The organism is Streptosporangium sp. DT93 (assembly GCF_049844535.1).
Taxonomy (GTDB): domain Bacteria; phylum Actinomycetota; class Actinomycetes; order Streptosporangiales; family Streptosporangiaceae; genus Streptosporangium.
Genome location: NZ_JBNCLF010000001.1, coordinates 637,798 through 659,327, shown reverse-complemented (window position 1 = coordinate 659,327; position 21,530 = coordinate 637,798). Strand labels below are relative to the sequence as shown.

23 protein-coding genes are annotated in these 21,530 nt (G+C 71.1%); 13 read left to right on the top strand and 10 right to left on the bottom strand.

All coding sequences use genetic code 11. From position 1 onward, the window contains the following. The first annotated feature begins 13 nt into the window (after positions 1-13). Positions 14-256 (top strand): winged helix-turn-helix domain-containing protein, encoded by a 243-nt coding sequence (locus tag ACLQ2R_RS03045; RefSeq protein WP_425957708.1) that lies wholly within the window; start codon positions 14-16, stop codon positions 254-256. Positions 257-258: 2 nt separating this feature from the next. Here ACLQ2R_RS03045 and ACLQ2R_RS03040 read toward each other — a convergent pair whose 3' ends face one another. Further along, a complete protein-coding gene (locus ACLQ2R_RS03040) occupies positions 259-447 on the bottom strand; it encodes a hypothetical protein (protein ID WP_425957707.1) in 189 nt (62 codons plus the stop codon). Positions 448-567: 120 nt separating this feature from the next. Between ACLQ2R_RS03040 and ACLQ2R_RS03035 the strand changes: the two genes are divergently transcribed. Then, a complete protein-coding gene (locus ACLQ2R_RS03035; protein WP_425957706.1) occupies positions 568-1,419 on the top strand; it encodes a helix-turn-helix domain-containing protein in 852 nt (283 codons plus the stop codon). A gap of 8 nt (positions 1,420-1,427) precedes the next feature. Then, positions 1,428-1,637, top strand: a complete 210-nt coding sequence (locus ACLQ2R_RS03030; protein ID WP_425957705.1) for a DUF397 domain-containing protein — start codon at positions 1,428-1,430, stop codon at positions 1,635-1,637. 590 nt (positions 1,638-2,227) lie between these two features. Here ACLQ2R_RS03030 and ACLQ2R_RS03025 read toward each other — a convergent pair. Next, positions 2,228-2,506 (bottom strand): tyrosine-type recombinase/integrase, encoded by a 279-nt coding sequence (locus ACLQ2R_RS03025; RefSeq protein ID WP_425957704.1) that lies wholly within the window; start codon positions 2,504-2,506, stop codon positions 2,228-2,230. A 510-nt stretch (positions 2,507-3,016) separates the two neighbouring features. Here ACLQ2R_RS03025 and ACLQ2R_RS03020 point away from each other — a divergent pair. The 6 genes from ACLQ2R_RS03020 (at position 3,017) to ACLQ2R_RS02995 (ending at position 7,661) form a co-directional block, all read left to right on the top strand. Then, positions 3,017-3,667 (top strand): Panacea domain-containing protein, encoded by a 651-nt coding sequence (locus tag ACLQ2R_RS03020; protein ID WP_425957703.1) that lies wholly within the window; start codon positions 3,017-3,019, stop codon positions 3,665-3,667. Then, positions 3,664-4,035: a type II toxin-antitoxin system PemK/MazF family toxin gene (locus tag ACLQ2R_RS03015; RefSeq protein WP_425957702.1), complete on the top strand. Its 372-nt coding sequence runs from the start codon at positions 3,664-3,666 to the stop codon at positions 4,033-4,035. The genes ACLQ2R_RS03020 and ACLQ2R_RS03015 overlap by 4 nt, the downstream gene beginning before the upstream one ends. Positions 4,036-4,641: 606 nt before the next feature. After that, positions 4,642-5,352, top strand: coding sequence for an ArsR/SmtB family transcription factor (locus ACLQ2R_RS03010; RefSeq protein WP_425957701.1), 711 nt, complete (start codon positions 4,642-4,644; stop codon positions 5,350-5,352). Positions 5,353-5,426: 74 nt separating this feature from the next. Continuing rightward, complete coding sequence (locus ACLQ2R_RS03005; RefSeq protein ID WP_425957700.1) at positions 5,427-6,632, top strand: MFS transporter; 1,206 nt, start codon at positions 5,427-5,429, stop codon at positions 6,630-6,632. 247 nt (positions 6,633-6,879) lie between these two features. Beyond that, positions 6,880-7,335: an SRPBCC domain-containing protein gene (locus ACLQ2R_RS03000; RefSeq protein WP_425957699.1), complete on the top strand. Its 456-nt coding sequence runs from the start codon at positions 6,880-6,882 to the stop codon at positions 7,333-7,335. Further along, positions 7,332-7,661, top strand: a complete 330-nt coding sequence (locus ACLQ2R_RS02995; RefSeq protein WP_425957698.1) for an ArsR/SmtB family transcription factor — start codon at positions 7,332-7,334, stop codon at positions 7,659-7,661. The genes ACLQ2R_RS03000 and ACLQ2R_RS02995 overlap by 4 nt, the downstream gene beginning before the upstream one ends. Before the next feature lie 221 nt (positions 7,662-7,882). Here the strand turns inward: ACLQ2R_RS02995 and ACLQ2R_RS02990 are convergent, their stop codons facing one another. Next, complete coding sequence (locus ACLQ2R_RS02990; RefSeq protein WP_425958159.1) at positions 7,883-8,908, bottom strand: heparinase II/III domain-containing protein; 1,026 nt, start codon at positions 8,906-8,908, stop codon at positions 7,883-7,885. A gap of 1,307 nt (positions 8,909-10,215) precedes the next feature. Then, on the bottom strand, positions 10,216-10,629 hold the full coding sequence (locus ACLQ2R_RS02985; RefSeq protein WP_425957697.1) for a hypothetical protein: 414 nt from the start codon (positions 10,627-10,629) through the stop codon (positions 10,216-10,218). A 117-nt stretch (positions 10,630-10,746) separates the two neighbouring features. Between ACLQ2R_RS02985 and ACLQ2R_RS02980 the strand changes: the two genes are divergently transcribed. Genes ACLQ2R_RS02980 through ACLQ2R_RS02965 form a run of 4 tightly spaced genes read left to right on the top strand, consistent with a single transcriptional unit; the run spans position 10,747 to position 13,983 of the window. Further along, complete coding sequence (locus ACLQ2R_RS02980; protein WP_425957696.1) at positions 10,747-11,760, top strand: helix-turn-helix domain-containing protein; 1,014 nt, start codon at positions 10,747-10,749, stop codon at positions 11,758-11,760. Positions 11,761-11,797: 37 nt separating this feature from the next. Then, positions 11,798-12,169, top strand: a complete 372-nt coding sequence (locus tag ACLQ2R_RS02975) for a YciI family protein (protein WP_425957695.1) — start codon at positions 11,798-11,800, stop codon at positions 12,167-12,169. After that, positions 12,166-13,431: an RNA polymerase sigma factor gene (locus ACLQ2R_RS02970; protein WP_425957694.1), complete on the top strand. Its 1,266-nt coding sequence runs from the start codon at positions 12,166-12,168 to the stop codon at positions 13,429-13,431. Before ACLQ2R_RS02975 ends, ACLQ2R_RS02970 begins: the two co-directional genes overlap by 4 nt. 15 nt (positions 13,432-13,446) lie before the next feature. Next, complete coding sequence (locus tag ACLQ2R_RS02965) at positions 13,447-13,983, top strand: MauE/DoxX family redox-associated membrane protein (protein ID WP_425957693.1); 537 nt, start codon at positions 13,447-13,449, stop codon at positions 13,981-13,983. A gap of 66 nt (positions 13,984-14,049) precedes the next feature. Here the strand turns inward: ACLQ2R_RS02965 and lepB are convergent, their stop codons facing one another. The 6 genes from lepB to ACLQ2R_RS02935 form a co-directional block, all read right to left on the bottom strand. Beyond that, the gene (gene lepB, locus ACLQ2R_RS02960) at positions 14,050-14,526 is read right to left on the bottom strand and encodes a signal peptidase I (protein WP_425957692.1); all 477 of its coding nucleotides are present in this window, start codon (positions 14,524-14,526) and stop codon (positions 14,050-14,052) included. Next, positions 14,523-16,439 (bottom strand): ABC transporter ATP-binding protein, encoded by a 1,917-nt coding sequence (locus tag ACLQ2R_RS02955; protein ID WP_425957691.1) that lies wholly within the window; start codon positions 16,437-16,439, stop codon positions 14,523-14,525. Before ACLQ2R_RS02955 ends, lepB begins: the two co-directional genes overlap by 4 nt. Then, positions 16,436-16,984, bottom strand: a complete 549-nt coding sequence (locus ACLQ2R_RS02950) for a TlpA disulfide reductase family protein (RefSeq protein ID WP_425957690.1) — start codon at positions 16,982-16,984, stop codon at positions 16,436-16,438. Before ACLQ2R_RS02950 ends, ACLQ2R_RS02955 begins: the two co-directional genes overlap by 4 nt. Before the next feature lie 130 nt (positions 16,985-17,114). Then, positions 17,115-17,282 carry a hypothetical protein gene (locus ACLQ2R_RS02945; RefSeq protein ID WP_425957689.1) on the bottom strand — a complete coding sequence of 56 codons (168 nt, stop codon included), beginning with the start codon at positions 17,280-17,282 and terminating at the stop codon, positions 17,115-17,117. Between the two features lie 527 nt (positions 17,283-17,809). Beyond that, positions 17,810-20,767 (bottom strand): AfsR/SARP family transcriptional regulator, encoded by a 2,958-nt coding sequence (locus ACLQ2R_RS02940; protein WP_425957688.1) that lies wholly within the window; start codon positions 20,765-20,767, stop codon positions 17,810-17,812. A gap of 128 nt (positions 20,768-20,895) precedes the next feature. Next, positions 20,896-21,522 (bottom strand): transcriptional regulator, encoded by a 627-nt coding sequence (locus ACLQ2R_RS02935; RefSeq protein ID WP_425957687.1) that lies wholly within the window; start codon positions 21,520-21,522, stop codon positions 20,896-20,898. Positions 21,523-21,530: the final 8 nt, after the last annotated feature.

The window sequence follows — 21,530 nt, the reverse complement described above, 5'->3', positions numbered from 1 at the left end:
TACGGTCTGCCACATGATCAACTGGGAGCCAGAGCGCCCCATATGGGAGCAGGTGGCCGAGATAATCCAGCGCCGCATCGAGGACGGCACCTACCCGCCTCGCACCCCGATCCCGAGCGTCGAGAGGCTGCAGCAGGAGTTCGAGGTGGGCCGGAACACCGCGCGGCACGTGGTGAAGCACCTGGCGGACGAGGGGTTTGTGCGGCCCGTGCCCAGCCTGGGCACCTTCGTCCTGCCGCGCGCCGACGAGGAGTAGCGTCACCGAGCACCTCCGGCGATGCCGGATGTCGCGATCTCGGCCAGGGCCTGATCGAGATCGCTCAGGCTCGCACGGCTCAGCGCGAGGTCACCTCGCTTGGCCCAACAGGTGCCGGTGGACAGCCGCCAGATCAGCCACTCCGTGTGAACGGCACGGAGGCCGTCCGGCGTGAGCAACGATCCAGTCATCGGGTCTACACTCCCTGTGAGCGGTGGGGGTTCCTATGTTGCCCGCCAACAAGCTAGGTTGCAAGACCTAAATCTGCAAGACTGAAATGTCTTGTTTGGCCTCAACCCCGGGAGGCGGCGGTGACGACCCACAGCCCGACCGTGAGACGCCGGCGCCTGAGCTCGGCCTTGCGCCGAGCTCGCGAAGCTTCCGGCATGACCGCCGACGCAGCGGCCAAGCAGCTCGGATGGACCCCGTCGAAGGTCACCCGGATCGAGCGGAACGAGTGGAGACGGCCGACGGTCTCCGACGTGACCGATCTGCTCGACGTCTACGGGGTCACCGACGATGCCGTTCGACAGGCCATGGTGACGCTGGCCCGCCAGGCCAAAGAGCGGGGTTGGTGGGAGGACTTCCGGGAGGAGCTCGGCGGGAGCCTGGCGGAGTTCGAGACGGAGGCCTCGCGCATCAGGACCTTCGAGGCCTTGCTGGTCCCCGGGTTGCTCCAGACCGCGGCCTACGCCGCCGCGGTCTTCCGCGGTGGGGAGGTCACCGACGAGGCGGTGGTCGAGCGGCGCGTCCAGGCCCGGCTCGCCCGTCAGCGAATCCTCGACCGGCCGGCCCCGCCGATGCTCTGGGCCGTGATCGACGAGGCGGCGCTGACCAAGCACGTCGGCGGACCGATGGTCATGAGAGCTCAGCTGTACCATCTGGCCGAGATGGCAGCCCGCCCGTACGTCGGCATTCAGGTGCTCCCTGATGCCGTTGGGGCGCATGCTGCGATGGTTGGGCCGTTCACGATCTTGTCGTATACAAATCCGGACGACTCGGATTTGGTTTACGTCGAGACCGGAGCGCAAGGTGACCTTTACATGGAGAGCCCTGAAGAGGTAGCCCGATATACGCTCCGGTATGACCACGTAGGCGCGGCGGCATTGAGCGCAGCCGACTCTCAGTCCTACCTGGTTGACCTGGCAAAACAAATGGAATAGAGGCGATCATGGACCTTACCCAGTCCCACGATCTCACTTGGCGCAAGTCGTCCCTCTCCTCAGCCGATGGAGGGAACTGCGTTGAGGTGGCTGCACTGCCCGACGGCGACCAAGCGGTGCGCGACAGCAAAGACCCCAATGGTCCGGTGCTGAGATTCACCCAGGCCCAATGGGGCGCATTCGCAAATGGAATACGTCACGGCAAATTCGAGGTGTAAAAGCGAAGCGGGCCCCAGCTGTTACGGGACCCGCTTCGTTACCTTACCCAGGTGAGAACACAGTATCTCCTGACAGACGTGACTGTGATCCTGTGTAAGAAGAGAGGGCCGTCCGCGGCCGGCTCCCCACGAGCCCCCGGCGGACGGCCCTCTCTCCCTCGGCCTCCTAGCAGGTGGAGGCCTCACGGCCTTGCCCCTCATGGGCGGTGCCACTGGTATGACGCTTTCCAGGCCCAACCGGTGTACTGGACCACCTGTAAACATCATGTGTCTTCGGGGGGTTCCGGTGGGGGGAGTGGGGGTCACCAGGGGGGCACAAGACTCCCAACGATTCCCATGAACGGCCATGGTCAGCCATAGACGGGATCGTCCCATCGGCCCTGCTGTGCAGCAGACTCAACGATTCCCAACGATCCTCATGGGTCAGCAATGATCATGGTGAGGAGACTGCTAATGCGGTTTGGGTTTACCGCCCATCCGGGGTTCAAATCCCCGAGCCTCCGCAGATCAAAGGCCCTCTCCCGAGACTTGGGAGAGGGCCTTTTTGATCTCTGAGGGCTTCATAGTTGCAGTCCTAGTGCAACGAGGGGTCAGGACTCCCCCCAGAGCGCCGCGGCCAGACGTTCGCCGGCGTCGCGCATGAGCGGTGTGGACACATGTGCATAACGCTCGGTCGTGGTCACCCTCGTGTGGCCCAGGACCTCCTGAACGACCCGGATGTTCACCCCTTGCTCGATGAGCAACGTCGCGGCGGTGTGGCGAGCGTCGTGCACCCGGACGTCTCGGAACCCGGCCTGCTTGAGGATGGTTTTCCACACCTTCCAGTCCTCGGTGCGCTCGATCGGGCCGCCGTGGCGGGTGGCGAACACGAGGTCGTGATCTTCTCAGCGGTCCCCCGCCTTGAGACGCTCCGCAGTCTGGTTCTTGCGGTGCGAGGCAGGCAGTCAGTTGATCACCTTGTCCCGACGGGCTGACTTCTTTCCACTCCCCATGGAGGGACGCTACCGGCGCACTCCCGCCATGTAGGGGTTTTTGCAGGTGGCATGCCTGCGCGCGATCGCGGCCCGGGTTCGACCGGCGCTCACTATCAACGACACCCGAGAGGATGCAGCGGCCCTCATGAACCCCTCAGTTGGAGCTTCAGGTATCGACGATGGCAACCACGAGCGGTAACGTCACGTCCAATTTTCGCCAAGAGATGAGCTGTTCAGAGGTTCGCCAGACTGATCCCCTAGTCATGTGAAAGAGTTCACCAGCTTTCCGTGGACGGGTCGTCAGGGCCCGAGAAGGCGGGAAAACAGAACTATCGGGGGCGATAGTGTCTACACCTACCGCCAGAAGGTAGTTTTATGTCGAGATGGAGAATGCGAGGAGGGGGCATGGACCTTCAATCCCAGCCCTCCGGCCCCTTGGTCTCCTCCACCCTTGCGATCTTGAAGGCTGCGCGTGAGTACGGCTTCGAGATCAACAAGACGAAGCTCGCCAAGCTCCTGTACATGGCCGACCTGTCCGCAGTGGAAAGTGACGGGGTCCAGTTCACCGGAGCCACCTGGCGCTGGGACAACTACGGCCCCTACGACTCGGCCCTGGCCCGTGTCGAGTACGAGCTGAGCAACAGCAAGATCATCGAGCGCAATGATCATCGCCTGTCCGAAGACGACGGTGGTAGGTGTGAACTCGCCCTGGTTGTCGACATCGATGATCCACTTCCCGCTGGCCCCATGCAGATCATCAGGGACATCGTTCGCCGCTACGGCAACAAAAATGCCACCGGCCTTCGGGAACTGTCTTACAAGACCGCACCCATGATCGAGGCGCAAGCCGGACGAGAGCGGGGAGTGTTGCTGGACCTCAGCAGGGCGCGCCGCCGCAAGCAGGTGAGAGCGATGCTCATGCGTGCTGGCGCTCGTCGCGCCAAGCATCCTCCGCAGGGATCTGACCCCGGGGTCTGCGAGCAGCTACGTGCAGAGTTCATCGCTGATACCGAGTCCATCCGTCGCGCAAACGAGAGGGTACTCGGCGACCTGTGAAATCAGTCATCCGGAAGGGTGGCGTCTACTGGGTGTCCGACTCCTCTCTCACCCTGCCCCCCAACGATAAACGCAAGATCAAACCACGTCGGCCGGTCCTTGTCTTGAGCGGTGATGCGACGAACGAAGATCCACAATGGCCGATTGTGCTTGTGGCACCGATCTCAACGTCTCCGGCGATGAAGACAGACTTCTGCCTGAAGCTCGGGGCGGGGACTGCGAATCTTCCTGAGAAGGGATGGGTCCGGATCGTTGCGTTACAGCCGCTGGTCAAGGAGGACATCGCTGACTACGTCGGCCACCTCCCTGCAGCCATGTTGGCAATCGTGGAAGAGAACCTGTTCGCATACATGGAGCTCATTTCATAACTAGGTGAAATATCGAAGAGCTCCGTTCTCCCAGAGGAGAACGGAGCTCTCGTGTTTTCCAGGCGCTTCGGTGACAATGCGACGGATCTACTTGTAGAGGGGTTACCCCTGCGGGCGTGGGTGGAGTACCGCGTCGGCTGAGCCCGCAGCACGAAGACGCCCCGCTGGTCCGAAGACCAGGCGGGGCGCTCTCACCAGTGACGGAGTATTACTCCTTAGGCGCCTGCAGATAGTTGCCGTGGTCACGTCCAGCGAAGTGGTGTGTAAGCCGATCTCGCGTGATCCTGTTTCTGCGGGTTTATCAGTAGGTGTCTGCGGAACCGGGTGCTGCTGCGGTGTATCTCCGTCGGCGGTGTCCTCGTCGGAAGGGGTGCGTACTCGCGAGGCCGTACGGAGAGTGGTGGGGTTCGCGTTCGTGAGCACGTCGGCTTTCTGACGCCGTCGCTCGCGCAGGGTTTGGCGCTGGTCCTGTCGTGTCGCCACCTTCCGATCTTGTTCAAAGATCGATCGGCGGTGAGCGGGGGCATTGCGAGGGTGGCTCGGATCGCGAAGACTTGTTTGCGAAGGAGTCTTTGCGAAGGAGTCTTCGCGGTTTAGGGTCACGGTATGACTGATCCGAACGAGAGGCCGAACTGTCCGCCGACCGAAGCGGACGCGGTGGTTCTGGATGCCAAGGGGTTGCGCGCCCTGGCGCACCCGGTACGCGTGCAGTTGGTCGGGCTGCTGCGGAAGTACGGGCCGTCCACGGCCACCCGCCTCGCGGAACGGCTGGGCGTGAACTCCGGCACGGCCAGTTACCACCTGCGTCAGCTCGGCGCGGCCGGTTTCGTCGAGGAGGACACGGAGCGCGGTAACGCGCGAGAGCGCTGGTGGCACTCGGTGTACCGGACGACCTGGTTCAACGACCCGGACCTGGCCGACCGAGAGCCCGAGGCCACGCTGGCCTACCTGCAGTCCGTCGCCGCCATCTACACCCTGCGCACTCAGCAGGGGCTGAACGAGTTGCAGACGATGCCGCGCGCGTGGCGGGATTCCTTCGACATGAGCGACTGGGCCCTTCGGCTCACGCCCGAGGAGACCGTCGCTCTGCACGGGGAGTTGCAGGACGTCGTCGCCCGCTACCGGCGCGACACGCCGGAGGCTGCGGCGAGGGCCCCCGAGGGAGCCGAACGGGTCGCCCTCATCACCTATCTCCTGCCCGAGCTGGACGCGCCCGCGACGACGGAAGTCGACGGCGGTCCGGAGAATGCCGGTCCCGAGAACGCCGATCCCGAGAACGCCGGTCCGGAGAACGCGTCAGGAACGGAGAGGTCGTGAGGGAAGGCGCTCCGGACACCGAGCGCTTATCCGGCAGGCGGTCCTCACGGCCGCTGGCCGGAGTGCTGGCGGCCATGGCCGTGTCGCTGACCGGTACCCGGATCTCGGCCGTGGCGCTGCCCTGGTTCGTGCTCGTGACGACCGGCAGCGCCACCCAGACCGGGCTGGTCGCCTTCTTCCAGATGGCTCCGTACGTGCTGGTCAAGGCGTTCACCGGGCCGCTGGTGGACCGGATCGGCCCGCGGCCCGTCTCCTGGACCACGGATCTGGTCAGCGCGGCCGCGGCCGTCCTGGTTCCGCTGTTCCACGGCCTGCATCTGCTGTCCTTTCCGCTCCTGCTGGCCCTGGTCGCGGTGATCGGCGCGGCCCGTGGCCCGGGGGACCTGGCCAAGGAGGTCATGGTTCCGGAGGCGGCCGAGCGCGGCAGGGTGCCGCTGGAGCGGGCCACCGGTCTGGCCGGTGTGATCGAGCGGCTCGCCTCCACCGTCGGCCCGGCGGCCGGCGGCTCGCTGGTGGCGCTGCTCGGCCCCATGACGGGGCTCGTCGTCAATGCGGGCTGCTTCGCCCTCGGATCGGTGATCATCGGACTGGCGCTGCCGCGGGGTATGGGACACCCGGCCGTGGAGGCCTCGTCGCAGGAGGACGGACCGGGGCCGGGCTACTGGCGACGGTTCGGCGAGGGCTTCACCTTCCTGCGCGGCGAGCCGTTGCTGCTCACCGTCATCGTCATGGTGGGGATCACCAACCTGCTGGACGCGGCGATCAACGCGGTGCTTATCCCGGTCTGGGCCAGGGAGTCCGGCGGCGGGCCGACCGCGATCGGCCTGATGGGCAGTGTGATGGGGGCCGCGGCGGTCGCCGGGAGCCTGATCGCCGCGGCGGCCGCGCACAGGCTGAACCGCAGGACGGTGGTTCTCGTCGGATTCCTGCTGGCCGGAGCACCGAGATTCCTGATCCTCGCCTTCGACGTCCCGCTGTGGGCGGTACTGGCCGTCTTCGCCGTCAGCGGGTTCGGTGCCGGCTTCATCAACCCCGTACTGGGGGCCGTCCTCTTCGAACGGGTGCCGCGCCGCATGCTCGGCCGGGTCAACGCGCTCGGTGACTCGCTGGGCTGGGCCGGGATTCCCTTCGGTGGCCTGCTCGCCGGGGCGGCGGTGACCGCCGTCGGGCTCACGCCGGTACTGCTCGTCTGCGGGGCCGCGTACTTCCTCACCACGAACCTGACGGGACTGCGGCCGGAGTGGCGTGAGATGGCCGTACGGGCGGGCGGGGCGGCCTGAAGCCGGCGCCCGGCACGGGCGCCGACACCCCTCGCCGGCCCCGGGCGGAACCGCTGATTTCGAGACCGTGGCCTCCGGACGCCCGACGGTTCCGGATGTTCCGAACCGGGCGACGCCCATGCTCCGCGGCGGACGCGGTCATCACCTGAACCAGGATCCGACGCTTCCGATGTGTAACCGCCGGGTTGCACTTGCCGGATCCATGTGTAACCTTTGGGTGACACAAGACGTGAGGGGACGAGAAGCCATGGACCGCATCGAACACGAGATCTTCATCGACGCCGGCGTCGAGCACGTATGGGAACTCATCACCCAGGCCGAGCACATCCGGGCATGGTTCGCCTTCGACGGGGCGGACATCGACCTGCGCCCGGGGGGGACGCTGGTCCACACATGGAAGGAGCACGGCTCCTTCCGGGGAGTCGTCGAGCGGGTCGACCGCCCCACGGTCTTCTCCTACCGGTACTCGTCGGTGCCGGACGAGGACCCACGGCCGGGATACCAGACCCTTGTGACGTTCACCCTGGCCGCCGCCGACGGCGGCACGCGTCTCGTCGTGACCGAGAGCGGATTCGACGAACTGGCCGTGGGGCCCGAGCAGCGGCGCATGCACGTCCAAGGTGCGACCGGCGGATGGACCGGCGGCCTGCCGGCGCTGCGGGATCACGCCGCGTCGCTCGACCGCCTGGCACCGCGACGGTGACCCAGCCGCAATCGGAGGTACTGGCGGCGCTGGCCGACCCCACCCGCTGGCACGTTCTGCAACTGCTCGCGGAGCGGGGTGAGCAGACGGCCACCCAGCTGGCCGCCCCGCTGCCGGTCAGCCGGCCGGCCGTGATCAAACACCTGACCGCACTGCAGCGACATGGTCTGGTGTCCAGTCGCCGGCTGGGGCGCGCGAGACTCTACAGTGCGAACCCGTCCCGGCTCGCCGAGACCGCGCGGTGGATGGCGAACGTCGCGGCCACCTGGGAGGCCGGCCTGCTGCGACTCAAGAAGCTGGCGGAGGACACCCGGGACATCACATGAAACCCGGGGCGCCTTCGACGCGTCACCGGCGTCGGTAACGGTCGTCGGAGGTGCCGGACGACGAGCCCGCGGTGATCGACTCGCCGTGCCGGACCATGACCGCCTACGCGGTGAACGTCGAAACCTGCAGGGCGAGGGGCTTCTTCCATGTCGTCCTGCCCGGCCCTCCTGGGGCGCCGTGACCTCAGACCTCACAACGCGGCGCCGCCCTCTCACTGTCGTCACCGGTCGAGTGAGAGCGGGAAGGAGACCGGGCCGCCGGGGGTGTGGACGGTCACGTGCCCTCCGGAGCAGGTGATCCCGGGGTCGCCGGTGCCGGGGACGATCAGGGTCAGCACGGAGCGCACAGCGGGGGACAGGACCGTCGCCGACCACGCCGTACGGAGGTGGCCGGTCGCGATCTCCTGGAGTTCCACCTCCTGCCCGTCGAGCGGCAGGCCCGAGGCCGGGTGGAGCTGGACCAGCGTCACCCGCCGTTCCCCGTCGGCCAGCACCACCCGGCCGTCGCGGACGGAGATCGCGGTGAGCGACGGGTCGAAGTGCCACAGGCTGCGCAGCGCCGACCCGGCCGGGACCTCGTCCAGCACGGCCATCAGGTCGGTGCCGTGGCAGACCAGGACCGAGCGGGTGCGGCGGACGCCGTAGGCGTCGTCGGTGAGGCGGAAGCGCTGGCGCCCGGGTTCGACGGACGCGCTCACCAGGTGCGTCGCCGTCCCCTCCCGGAACGTCGCACCCACCACGACCGGGACGTTGTGCGCCTCGGGCGAGGCCGTCCACCGCTGGTACGGCATGCGCTCGTAGGAGTGGAAGCCCGCCTCGACCAGGACGGCGCGGCCCCGGGCGTGGTAGGTGAGGCCCAGGTGGTCCTCGTGGCCGTGCAGCCTGCGCCCGGGGCCGAACCTGATCGAGCAGTACGCCGAGGCCGGGTCGTCCCAGGCGGTCCTGGCGAAGACGTAGCCGGCGTCGAACACCTTCACCGTCTCCCGCCGGGCGGGGATGCCCGTCGGGCGCACGTCGGCCGGGCTGTCGCCGATCGGCACCAGGCGGCCGTCGGGCTGGGTGGCGTGGGCGATGTAGGACTCCAGTGACGCGCGCCGCGCGGCCAGGCCGGGCGGGACCTCGATCCCGCACGCGGCGATCGTCTCCAGCGCGGCCCCCAGCCGCCGGTGGACGTAGAGGCCGTAGCGCGGGGCCTGCTCGTGCAGCGCGCCCTGCTCGTCGATCGCGACCAGGGCCGAGGCGGTCATCCGCCGCACGGCCAGCTCCCGCCACGGCCGGTGGCCGAGCCGGGTGGCCCATCGTCAGCAGCGCGATGTCCTGGTCCAGGCCGTGGTTGTGGCCCTGGCGGTAGAGCGCGGGATCGGCCAGGACCTGACCGTGCTCGGTCAGGCTCCGGCGCAGCCAGGCGGCGCGCACATGCCCGCTGAGGCGGACCAGGGCCGGGCCGCGCAGCGCGACCGGGTGCTCGGCCCAGGCCCACGGGCTGACCCCGGCGCCGTCCCGGGGGTTGTTCCGCACCCAGTCCCCGGCGATCGCGGTGGCGCGGTCGAGGAACTCCCGTCTCCCCGAACGCTCGTACTCCACGACCAGGCTGCCCATCCAGCGCAGCGCGTGCAGGTTGAGCGCCCAGGAACGGCTGCGGTGCGGGTCGAGGTGCCAGTCGATCCTCCCCGTGCCGAGGTCGACGGGCGGGAGACCGACGAACGTGACCCGGCCCCGCAGCACCTCGGACACCTCGACCGCGGGAAAACCGCCGGGCACGCGGACGGCCGGGCCCTCCCCCGGAGGGAGGGACGACCGCTCCCCGAGTACCCGCGTGAAGGCCCGTCGCAGGAGCGCCGCGCCCGTGAGGACCCACGTGCGGGCCCGCCGTAGGGGAGCCGTACCCGTGAAGGCGCGGGTGCGGGCCCGTCGCAGGAGAGGCGCGCCCGCGAGGTTGCCGGGCCGGTACGGCGGGCCGGTGCACGACGGGACCGGGCGTCCCGATGAGGTCTTTGAACAAGTGCTTGCTCCAAGCAGGGATGCGGACGGCCTCGCGCTCACGGATCTCGCTCGCCGGTGGACGGTCCCGTGCTCACGGGCCCGGCTCGCCGGCGGACGGTCCCGCGCGCTCGCGGACCTCGTTCACGGGTCGCCGAAGACCCGCGCGGGCGGTTGTCGAAGAGCCCGCGTGGACGGGGCGGGACAGAACCGGGGGCTCACCCGGTGATGTGCGTCAGGGAACCCGGAGCTCGACGGTGGTGTGGGTCAGGGAACCCGGAGCTCCCGGGCGGAGCGGGTCAGGGAAGCTCCGGGGCGGCCGGTTCGTCGTCGGTCCAGCCCGCCGCGAGGACCAGCTCCATCCGGTCGCCCCCGGCCCCGGGCAGGCCCGTGGCGGTGCGCTCACGATGGTCTCCCCGGCATGGTCGTCCTTCCGCGGCGATCGACGGTCCCTTGTTGTCGCCCGATCCCCCGATTCGCTTTCACGGTCCACGACTATGATCTGCGTCACTTCTCCGCGCCGCGCCGCGCCGCGCCGCGTCCGGAACGGGCGACGGCCCCGCCGCCGGTACGCTCACCCCTCGATGAACTGGTGGTCGGTTCGGATCCGGCCGTCCTCGTCGAGAACGAGGATCTCCAGGCCGACGCCCGCCGGCTCACCACCGCCCGTGGGCACCATCTCCCAGTTGAACTTGACGATGTCGCCGAGACGGTCGGCGTTGTCCCGCGACCTGAAGAGGAACGCCCCGGGCGCGACGAACTCCTCGTACGAGCGGGTCACCCTGACCTCGAGCTCCTCGTGCCCGCGCGCCTCGAGGACGGCGGTGAGGCCCAGCGCCCCGGCAGCGTCCCGGATCTCCCGCGGTGGCTGGAGCACCTGGACACCGTCCTTCGCCCACAGCCCGGCGACGGCCTCGCGGCGCAGCTCGGGGTCGGGTTCGTTCCAGACCGCCACATAGCGGCCGACCAGCTCCTGAATGTCGATCACGGTTTTCCCCTGTCGTGGCGTGTTCGTGAACGCGGCCGATCCTGGGCGCGGCGCGACGGCCCGGCAACTCCCTCCGGGGAATGGCCGTGCGGCGCCCACTGCGTTAGACAGGGTGCGGTGACCGGTACTTCGGAACGCGACGGGCTCGCCGGTGTCCTGCGCGAGTGGCGCGGGCGCCGCGGCGTCAGCCAGCTGGACCTCGCCCTGCGGGCCGGGACCACACAGCGGCACGTCAGCTTCATCGAGAGGGGCCGGTCGATCCCCGGCAGGGCCATGGTCGTGCGGCTGGCGGAGTCGCTGGAGATCCCGCTCCGGGAGCGGAACGCGCTGCTGCTGGCCGCGGGCTACGCGCCCGCCTACCCGGAGACCCGGCTCGACGACCCCGGGCTCCGGCCGGTCCGCGCCGCGCTGGAAGACGTACTGCGGGGGCACCAGCCGTATCCCGCGGTGATCGTCGATCGGCACAGCGACCTCGTCTCGGCCAACGACGCGTTCTGGGCGCTGACCGAGGGGGTGGCGTCCCCTCTCCTCGCGCCGCCCCTCAACGTCCCACGCCTTTTCCTGGACCCGCGGGGCATGGCACCGCGGATCGTCAACCTGGACGTCTGGGCCTGGCACGTGATCGACCACCTCCGGCTGGAGGCCGCGCGCAACCCTCGCGACCGGCTCGGGGAGCTGCTCACCGAGCTCACGGCGCTGGTCCCCGAGCTCACGGCGCTGGTCCCCGAGCGCCCCCGGAACCCCGGACCGGATCACCTCGGGTTCGCGGTCCCGCTGCGTCTCCGCCTCGGCGACGGCGAGCTCCGGCTCCTGACCACCCTGACCCACTTCGGGACCGCGGTCGACGTCACCGTCGCCGAACTGCGGATGGAGGCCTTCCTGCCGGCCGACGCGGAGACCGCCTCCGCCCTCGCCGCCCTCGCCCCACCCGGGCGGCCCGCGCCGGCCGCGCCCGCGGAACCGCCCGGCGGCGTCGCCGGTACGCGCCGGGGCGCCGGGGCATCGGGTGGAGAATCTCGTCCGGAGGTCCTTCCGGCCGATGTGAGGACCGGAGCGCCGGGTGGAGAATCTCCCACGGAGGTTCTCCCGACCGATGTCAAGACGGGGACGCCGGCTCCGACCATCCGGTGAGAGGACCCGCCGGGGTCCGTGACCAGGGAGAAGCGCGATGAAGTTCCTGCTGAGCATGCACATGAATCCGGCCGTCTGGGAGTCCCTGACCGAGGACGAGCGCAACGAGATCATGAGCGGGCACGGGACGTTCATGGAGACGGTCACCGCGTCCGGGGAGATGATCATGACGCAGGGGCTGGCCGATCCGTCGCAGAGTGCCGTGGTGCGGGTCCGGGGCGGGCGGCCGGTGGTCACCGACGGGCCGTACCTGGAGGCCAAGGAGTACCTCGGCGGTTTCTACCTCGTCGACTGCGACAGCAGGGAGCGCGCGATCGAGCTCGCCGCCATGATCCCCGATGCCAAGGTCGAGGGCATGGGCATCGAGGTGCGCCAGGTCATGTTCTCCGAGGGGCGGCTGGACGTGTGACGGTCGCCGGTCACGCGACCGAGGACCTGCTGCGCGAGCTGGCGCCGCAGGTCCTCGGCGTGCTCGTCCGCCGCCACGGCCGGTTCGAGGAGTGCGAGGACGCCGTGCAGGAGGCCGTCCTCGCCGCTGCCGTCCAGTGGCCCGCCGAGGGCGTCCCGGGCAACCCTCGCGGCTGGCTGGTCGCCGTCGCCGCGCGCCGGCTGGTCGACCAGGTCCGCAGCGACACCGCCCGCAGGGCCCGGGAGATCAGGGTCGTCGCGCGGGAGAGCGACTCCGAGCCCGAGGTCCCGGACGCCGACGACACGCTGGCGCTGCTGTTCCTGTGCTGCCACGCGTCGCTGACCCCGGCGTCCCAGACGGCCCTCACCCTGCGGGCCGTGGGCGGCCTGACCACCGCCGAGATCGCCCGCGCGTTCCTCGTCCCCGAGGCCACCATGGCCGCCCGCGTCAGCCGGGCCAAGCAGCGGATCAGGGCCGCGGGGAGCGGCTTCGCCATGCCCGCTCCGCACGAGTGGCAGGAGCGGCTGGGCGTCGTGCTGCACGTGCTGTACCTCATCTTCAACGAGGGGTACACCGCCACCTCGGGCGGCGACCTGCACCGCGCCGACCTGTCGCGCGAGGCGATCCGCCTGACCCGCGTGGTCCACCGGCGCCTCCCCGAGGACGGCGAGGTGGCCGGGCTGCTGGCCCTGATGCTCCTGACGGACGCGCGCCGCGCCGCGCGCGTCACCCCCTCGGGAGACCTGGTCCCCCTGGCCGAGCAGGACCGTACCCTCTGGGACGGCGGCCTGATCGACGAGGGCACCGCCCTCGTCACCGAGGCGATGGCGCGGGCCACCCTGGGGCCGTACCTGATCCAGGCGGCCATCGCGGCGACCCACGCGAGCGCCGAACGGGCCGCCGACACCGACTGGCGGCAGGTCCACGTCCTGTACCGGATCCTCGAACGGATCGCGCCCAACCCGATGGTCACGCTCAACCGGGCGGTCGCGCTCGCCGAGACACAGGGCCCGCGCGCCGGGCTCGACCTGCTGTCCACCCTCGACGGTGACGACCGGACGGCCGGCCACCACCGCCTGCACGCCGTCCGCGCCCACCTGCTGGAGAAGGCCGGCGACCTCGCGTCCGCCCGCGAGAGCTACGGGCTGGCCGCGCGCGGCACCGCCAGCCTCACCGAACGCCGCTACCTGGAATCCCGCGCCCGCCGCCTGCGGTGCGACGCGTTCGGCCGGTCCCCCGAAAATCCGGCCGATGATCGGTAGCATGGGCGAATCGTGATGAGTTACGTGATTCTGGGCTGCCGTCTGCTGCTGCTGGGGATATTCCTGGCGTCACTGGCCGGCAAGGCGCGGGGCCGTCAGGCGTTCCGGGAGTTCGTCGCGGCGACCGCGACCCTGCTGGCCGTGAGATCCGTTCCGGCGCGGCGGCTGGCGCTGCTCGCGATGGCGGCGGAGGCGGCGATCGTGGTGCTGCTCGCCGTGCCGGCCACCCTGCCCGCGGGTTTCGCGCTGGCGGCCGTCACGCTCGGCGGTTTCGGGTACGCGCTCGCGCGCGCCCTGAGGCAGGGCAGGGCGGCCCCCTGCCGCTGCTTCGGCTCGTCGTCGGCGCCCGTCGGCGGGCGTCACGTGATCCGCAACCTGGTGCTGATCGCGGCGGCGATGACGGCCCTGGTGGCGACGCTCGGTGGCGCGCCGCAGGCCGTCGAGACGCCGGGGGTGATCGTCACCGCGCTGGCGGCGCTGGTCTGCGTGGTGCTCGTCACGCGCCTGGACGACATCGCGGAGCTGTTCCGCCCCGCGGTCGCCGGGCGCTGAGCCGCCGTCACACCGGCACGCCGTGGTCACGGGCGGGCGGACCACCGCCACGCCGGGACACCGGGGTCACGGGCGGGCGGACATGGCGCGGTGCACCACGCCGAGCAGGTGCTCGCCGGTGACGTACCCCCAGTGCCGGGAGTCGGCGCTGCGCGCCCGGTTGTCGCCCAGCACGACCAGGCACCCGGCGGGCACGCGGACGTCGTGCCCGCCGGCCTCACCGGCCTCACCGGCCTCACCGACGGCCGGGCGGACCTCAGGGGGCACCGGCTCCCCCGCCACCGCGACGACCCGCTTGATCAGCCAGGTGGCGGTGACGTCCCCGGCGTCGCCCGGGGACGGCCTCCGTGCCACCATCAGCTGCCCGGTACGCACCCGCCGCAGCGGCACCCGGCGCACCAGCACCCGGTCCCCGTCCCGGAGGGTCGGCTCCATGCTGGGCCCGTCGACGGTGACCACCACCAGGCGGCGTCGCACCCACAGCCACGCCCCGGCCGGCGGCAGGAGCAGCGCCCCGAGGATCCCCAGCAGGGTCGCGGTCATCCCGGGGTCACCGCGGGCACCTCGCCGGCGTACCCCCGCGCCTGCAGCGCGAACAGCCGGGCGTAGACGCCGCCCTCCTCCAGCAGCTCGGCGTGGGTCCCCGTCTCGGTGATCACGCCTCCCTCCAGCACGACGAGGCGGTCGGCGTCGCGAAGCGTGCCGAGGCGGTGGGACACCAGCAGGCCGGTGCGGTCCGCCCGGTGCGCGCCGATGCTCGCGTGGATCCGTGCCTCGGCCTCGGCGTCCAGGCCCGAGCTCGGCTCGTCCAGGATCAGCAGCTCCCGTTCGTCGCGCAGGAACGCCCGCGCGAGCGCGAGCCGCTGCCACTGGCCGCCCGAGAGGGTGACGCCGTTCTCCGTACCGTCGTCCGGCTCGGGGGAGAACATCCTGCTGAGCAGGGTCTCGTACCCCCGGGGAAGCGCCGCGACCGTGGAGGCGACCCCGGCGCGCCGCGCCGCGTCCTCGATCCGGGACCGGTCGTGCAGGGCGTCCAGGTCCCCCAGGCCGATGTTCTCGCGCGCGGTGAGGTCGTAGGACATGTAGTCCTGGAAGACCACGCCGACGCGTTTGCGCAGGACCGCCGGATCCACGTGGCGCAGGTCCACGCCGTCCCACAGGACGGCCCCGCGCGTCGGGTCGTAGAGCCGGCACAGGAGCTTGACGAGCGTGCTCTTGCCCGCGCCGTTCGTGCCCACCAGCCCCACCGACTCCCCGTGGGGGATCGTCAGGTTCACGCCCCGCAGCACCCACTCGTGCTCGTCGGAGTAGCGGAACCACACGTCCCGCAGCTCGATGCCCCGGCGCAGCGCGGGCAACGGGGCCGGGGGGAGGGCGACCGGCAGGTCCGGTGCCATGCGCGTCACCTCCAGGTAGTGCTCGAGGAGCAGCAGGTGCTGGTGGGTGCCGGCCAGGTGCTGGATCAGGCCGCCCAGCGCCGCCTGCACGCCGGCCACCGCGGCCACGAACATCGCGATGTCGCCCGCCGTCAGCGTCCCCCGCCCCGCCGCCAGCACCGCCCAGACCAGACCGGCGCCGGCCACACCGGCGCCCAGCAGTCCCAGCCCGCCCTGCACCGCGGCCTCGCGGCGGTCGGTCCCCCGTTGCGCGGCGTGCGCGGTGCCCAGGTGCGCGAGCATCCGGCCGCGCAGGAAGTCCCCGAGGCCGAACAGGCGCACCTCCTTGGCGGCACGGGGGTCGGACAGCAGGGCGGAGTAGAACAGCCGGCGGCGCTCGACGGGGCCGAGCCGCCACATCATGCCGGCCCGCCGCCGGGACAGCGCGAGCTCGGCCAGCAGCATGGGTACGGCGGCCGCGACGACCAGGATCGTCATGACGGGGCTGAGCAGGAACAGCGAACCGAGGAAACCGATCCCGGTGGCCAGTGACTGGACGAGCCCGAACGTGCCCGTCACCACCGCCGCGGGGGTGCCGTCGGCCGCCTGCTCGGCGAGCTGGAGCCGGTCCAGGAAGCGCGGCTCCTCGAACCTGCCCAGGCCGGGAAAGCGGTTGACCGCCGCGTACAGCCGGTCCTGCGCGAGCAGCGTCACCCGTCGCCGCAGCTCGGCGCGCAGGTACTGGGTGACCTGCGGAAGCGCGGCGGACGCGGCACCGGCGAGGGCGAGGGCGAGGGCGAGGTGCAGCAGGGGCGGACCCGGCGCCGGCGTCACCACCCGGTCCAGGACCAGCTTGGTGAGCCAGGCCACCGTCACCGGCAGGGCCGCGGCGATCACGGTCGCCACCAGTTCGAGCGCGACACAGTGCGGAGCCGCCCGGACCGCCAGCGCCCACGCCGGCCGCAGTCCCGCCGCGACCGCGCGGCGGGAGGGCTGTCCGGTCGTCGTACCCGGGTCGTGGGGGGAGGGCTGCCCGGTCGTCGTACCCGTGGACTGGCGGGAGGGGTGTCCGGTCGTCATACCCGGGTCGCGGCGGACAGCGCCTGGAGGGTGGAGCCGTCGGCCACGACCGTGTCGTCGTCGACCAGTGCCAGGGTGGGGAAGGCGCCGACCGCGAAGGCGGCGGCGATCGGCCCGTCGTACCGCTCCATCACGACCCGCGCCACGGGCCGCGCCCGCGCGATGAGGTTCACCGACGCCTCGTCCGGCTGATCCGCGACCACGACGACGAGGACCCGGTCACGGCCCCCGGGGAAGGTGCGCGCGTACTCCACGAACTCGGGGAGGAGGTCCAGGCACGCGGCGCAGGTCGTGGAGAAGAACCCGACCGCGTTCCGGCCCGCGAGCTGGGCGCGCGTGAACGGGTCGCCGTCCACGGTGATCGCCGTGAAGTCCGGGATCCTCCCGTCGGGGGAGAGGCGCAGGTTCGCGGGCCCGGCCGCCGAATGCGAGGCCAGCGATCTGTCGTGCTCCCGCAGGCGGCGGATGACGCCGAACGTCAGAACGAGATTCAGTGCCCCGACAATTCCCACGAGCACTACGGCGGCGAGCAGGTACGGCGTCACTGAATTCCTGTCCTTTTCGGCGATCGAATTGTCGGCCTTTGAATTTCCCCGGGGCGCGAACCGGAGGGATCGGTCGCGGCGCGGTGCGGGACGGCGTCGTTCCCGGTCGCCGTCCCGCACCGGATCACCTCTACTCGCAGCGGGCGACGCGCCAGTGGCAGCCGTTGCAGCAGTGGTAGCAGTTGGCCACCCACTTGCAGCGATAGCCGGTGCAGCTGCACAGGTCGGCCTTCGCGGTGACCCGCGGGGCGAACGCGCCGAGGAGTCTGTCGGCCATTCTCTCGATGGTTCGTGTCATGATTCGGGGATCCTTTCGATAGGTGTCGGAAATACTCGGACGCCGAGTTCCTTTTATGGAACCCCGGGGAACCGTAAGACTTTCCATCCGTTCCCGCAAGCCTCTTTTTCCCGGGCTTTTCCCTGCTGTTCAGAAAGGATTTCCCGGTGAAAGGCGGCATGCCGGGACCTGCCGGCCGACCCGGTGAACGCGACGAGGAGGACGCGGGGATTCCGCCGTACCGGCCCGGCGGCGACCGCTGCGGAAGGTCGCCGCCGGGCCGGTTGTCACGGTCTCTCACGTCTCGACGGTGCGCGGCGCCCCGATGGTCGCGCCCCGTCACGGCACCGCGACCGGGGTGTCGGCCCGGCCGGGCTCCCGGGCGGTCGAGGACCGGGCATCCGGCCGCCGTGCCGATATGATGATCATGATTTTTCCCGAGAGGCCGATCGAAGGACCGGCTATCGAGATGGTGTCATCGGCCCGGATACGCGCCGTATACGGCGCGTATATACGGCTGACCGCAAAACCGGTCCTCGGGGGGACGGTCAGCCGGTCGCGGTGGCACCGAGCCGGTCGAGGTGGTCGCGTACCACTGCGGTCCTGCGATGCCCGAGCTCCTCGTAGAGGGCGAGGGCCGCCTCCAGGTGGGCCATGCCCTCCTCGGTACGCGCCGGTGAGGTGCGGGCGAGGCCGAGCGCCTCGTGCGCCTCCGCCCGCAGCAGGATGTCACCGCTGCGGACGGCGAGCGCGAGGGCGCGCTCCCCGCACGACACGGCCTCCTCGGCGGCGCCCATGTCGCGGTGCAGCGCGCTCATGCTGACCAGGATCTGGGCGATGTCCCGATCGCCGCAGCCCGTCTCGCTGATCCTCAGGGAGGTCCGGTAGTGGCTCATGGCCCGGGTGAGGCGCCCGGCGAGGTGGTGGGCCTCACCCAGGTTGCTGTGCAGCAGGGCGGTGAAGTGGTGGGCGTCCGGCAGCCGCGCCCCCAGGGCCCCTGCCTCCTCCAGCCACCGGATCGCCTCCTCGGGCCGGCGGGCGTTGACGTACGCGGCGGCGAGGTTCAGCAGGGCCGTGGCCGCTCCGAGGGTGTCGCCCAGCCCGAGCCGGAGCCGGTGCGCGCGGTGACAGGCCGAGACGGCGCGCTCGGTGTCGCCCAGCAGGCTGTGCGCGATGGCGAGCCGGCCGGTGACCATCGCCTCGCCCACGGTGTCCCCGGCCGTCGCGGCGGCCTCGGCCGCGACGGTGTAGAGGCCGGCCCACTGGCCGGTGTGGTGGCGCCGGTGCAGCCATCCGAACATGGCCGCGGCGATCTGCCAGGCCAGGGCCGGGTGCGACTCCGCCGCCCGCCGTACCGCGGCGTCGAGGTTCGCGGCCTCGGCGTCGAACCAGGCCAGGGCCGCCGCGTCGTCGGCGAACCCCGTCGGCGGGGCCGGGGAGACGAAGTTGGGCCGTTCCTTGGGCCGCAGGACCCGGTCGGCCGCGTTGGCGACGTCGCGGTACCAGGTCAGCAGCGCGGTCGTGCACCGCTCCCGCTCGCCCGCGCTCTCCTCGGCCAGGAACCGCTCACGCGCGTAGATCCTCACCAGGTCGTGCATCGTGTAGTGGTCGCCGGGCACGGGCGCGAGCAGGTGGACGGACACGAGCCGGTCGAGCAGGTCCCGGGTCTCCCCGGCCGGCCTGCCCGACATGACCGCGGCGACGGCCAGCGACGGCTCGGGGCCGGGGTGCAGCCCCAGCAGCCGGAACATCGCCCGGACCGGCTCGTCCAGCGGGCGGAGCGAGGCGCGCAGCACCGCCCGGATCGATATCTCGTTCTCGTCGACGGCAAGCCTGTCCAGGCGCACGCGCTCGTCGGCCATCTCCGCCACCAGCGCGGGCAGGGCCTCCTCGTACGCCGGCATCTCCAGCCGGGAGGCCGCGATCCGCAGGGCCAGGGGGATCCGGTCGCACAGCTCGGCGAGCTCCTCCACGCCCGTGGCGTGACCGGCGGGGGCGAGCCGGTCCCGGATCAGGGCGACGGCGTCGGCCAGCGGAAGCGGTCCGAGCGGTACCCGCGGAACGCCGTGCGTGATGGCGAGCCCGTCCAGGCGGAGCCTGCTGGTGATCAGTGTGAGGCTCGGCGCGCTCCCCGGGAGCAGCGCGCGTACCTGCGCGGCCGAGGCGGCGTTGTCGAGCACGATCAGCATCCGCCGCCCGGACATCCGCGAGCGGAACACGGCTGCCCGCTCCTCGGGGTCGGCGGGGATCCCCCACGACGGGACGTCCAGGGCGCGCAGGAAACGCTCCAGCACCAGGCCCGGGTCCAGCGGCCCGCCGACCCCGAACCCGCTCAGGTCCACGAAGAGCTGCCCGTCGTCGAACAGGTGACGCGACAGATGGGCCCACCGGACCGCCAGGGCCGTCTTGCCCACGCCCGGCGGTCCCACGACGGCGGCCACCCGGGCCTCCTCACCGGCGTCCGCCGCGATCCCGTCCAGGCGCGCGAGCTCGCCGTCACGTCCCACGAACCCCAGGGGGCTCGCCGGCAGCTGGGCGGGCACCGCCCGGTGACCGGCCACGGGCGGACGTGCCCGTGTGGCGCGGTCGTCCGTCCCGGGCGGGCGATCCTCGCCGGTGTTCCGTAATCGCGGGCCCGCGGTGTTCCACGGCCGCGGGTCGGTGGTGTTCCACGGCCGCGGGTCGGTGGTGTTCCACGGCCGCGGGTCGGTGGTGTTCCACGACCGCGGGTCGGTGGTGTCCCACGACCGCGGGCCGGTGGTGTCCCACAGTCGCGGGTCGGCGGTGAGGATGGCCCTCTCCATCGCGCGCAGCTCCGGGCTGGGCTCCAGCCCGAGTTCGTCCGCGAGGATCGTCCGCGCCCGCCGGTAGGTCTCCAGGGCCTCCGCCTGACGCCCGGACCGGTAGAGCGCGAGCATCAGGTGCGACCACAGCCGCTCGCGGAAGGCGTACCGGCTCACCAGCGCCGTCAGCTCCGCCACCAGGCAGGCGTCCTGCCCCAGGCACAGATCCGCCCTGATCCGCTGCTCGACGGCCACCATGTGCCACTCCTCCAGGCGGGATCGCTCCTCACCCAGGGCGAACTCGCCGGACAGGTCGGAGAACGGGGGCCCCTGCCACAGCTCCAGCGCCTCGCCGAGCGACCGCCGGGCCCCCGCCGCGTCGTCCGCGGCCAGGGCCGCCTGCCCGTCCTGGACGAGCCCGACGAACCGGCAGGCGTCGACCTCGTCGCAGCCGGCGTCGAGCCGGTAGCCGGCGTGGCCCTCGCGCAGGATCCGGCCGGCTCCCAGGACCAGGCGCAGGCCGCGCGCGTAGAGCCGGAGGTTGGCCTCCGCCGACGGCGGGGGCGCGGGGCCCCACAACGCGTCGACGAGCCGGTCGACGGAGAGGAAGCCGTGCGGGTGGCCGAGCAGCACCGCGAGGAAGAGCCGCTGCTTGGGCGGCCCCAGCGCCGGGACGGTGTCACCGGACCGGACGCGTAACGGACCCAGGATCTCGAACTGCACGATGACGCTCCTTTGCGCACCACGTACGGAAGCACCCCGTGTGCCCGCCGCGGCGCGACATCACGGAGGCACGGTCGTACGGACGCGCGCACGATCCGCAGGGTCGGCTCGGCGGTGAGGCGAGTGGGTCAGTGGCGGGGGATGCCCAGGGTCACGAGCAGGTCCTCGTGAAGGTGGAACCACACGCTGTGGTAGGACGCGAGGTCGTCCGTCACGTACTCCAGCGCACCGGCCTGGGCCTGGGCGAGCGCGTCGGCGAGCCGGGTCCGGTACCGCCGGAACCGGAGCATCGACGCGTACAGGTCCGCGCAGGTGGCCTCGGCACGCCGGTGGAAGTCGGCGAAGCGGTCCAGGACGCGGGCGTCGTAGGCGGGGTCGTCGTGCTCGTTCGGGACCACGACCCCGTCGGCGGAGCGCATCTGCCACGCCGTGCACAGATCGAGCAGCTCCGGGTTGAGCACGAGGAAGCCGTCGTAGGCCTTGGTCACCGTGTCCCTGGTGCCCGCCGCGTCCAGCTCCGCGGAGACCCGCTCGGCGTCGGCGGCGCGCCCCGCCTCGGTGATCCCCCATCCACCGAAGACGCCGGGGGTACGCGTGACGAGACCGGCCACCGCGAGGTCGATCAGCTCGGACTCGACATCGGACTCCGACATCCCCGTCGCCTCGGCGAGACGGTCGAGCTCGACGAACCCGATGCAGCGGAGGGTGTGAAGCGTCAGCAGGTCCACGCTGGTCACGTGGGGCAGGTTCGACACGCCGATAT

Excerpts from the sequence above, each read along its gene's own strand:
- ACLQ2R_RS03045 (WP_425957708.1), top strand. The coding sequence starts at position 14 with ATGATCAACTGGGAGCCAGAGCGCCCCATATGGGAGCAGGTGGCCGAG.
- ACLQ2R_RS03040 (WP_425957707.1), bottom strand. The coding sequence starts at position 447 with ATGACTGGATCGTTGCTCACGCCGGACGGCCTCCGTGCCGTTCACACG.
- ACLQ2R_RS03030 (WP_425957705.1), top strand. The coding sequence starts at position 1,428 with ATGGACCTTACCCAGTCCCACGATCTCACTTGGCGCAAGTCGTCCCTC.
- ACLQ2R_RS03020 (WP_425957703.1), top strand. The coding sequence starts at position 3,017 with ATGGACCTTCAATCCCAGCCCTCCGGCCCCTTGGTCTCCTCCACCCTT.
- ACLQ2R_RS03010 (WP_425957701.1), top strand. The coding sequence starts at position 4,642 with ATGACTGATCCGAACGAGAGGCCGAACTGTCCGCCGACCGAAGCGGAC.
- ACLQ2R_RS03005 (WP_425957700.1), top strand. The coding sequence starts at position 5,427 with ATGGCCGTGTCGCTGACCGGTACCCGGATCTCGGCCGTGGCGCTGCCC.
- ACLQ2R_RS03000 (WP_425957699.1), top strand. The coding sequence starts at position 6,880 with ATGGACCGCATCGAACACGAGATCTTCATCGACGCCGGCGTCGAGCAC.
- ACLQ2R_RS02990 (WP_425958159.1), bottom strand. The coding sequence starts at position 8,908 with ATGACCGCCTCGGCCCTGGTCGCGATCGACGAGCAGGGCGCGCTGCAC.
- ACLQ2R_RS02975 (WP_425957695.1), top strand. The coding sequence starts at position 11,798 with ATGAAGTTCCTGCTGAGCATGCACATGAATCCGGCCGTCTGGGAGTCC.
- ACLQ2R_RS02965 (WP_425957693.1), top strand. The coding sequence starts at position 13,447 with ATGAGTTACGTGATTCTGGGCTGCCGTCTGCTGCTGCTGGGGATATTC.
- lepB (WP_425957692.1), bottom strand. The coding sequence starts at position 14,526 with ATGACCGCGACCCTGCTGGGGATCCTCGGGGCGCTGCTCCTGCCGCCG.
- ACLQ2R_RS02955 (WP_425957691.1), bottom strand. The coding sequence starts at position 16,439 with ATGACGACCGGACACCCCTCCCGCCAGTCCACGGGTACGACGACCGGG.
- ACLQ2R_RS02945 (WP_425957689.1), bottom strand. The coding sequence starts at position 17,282 with ATGACACGAACCATCGAGAGAATGGCCGACAGACTCCTCGGCGCGTTC.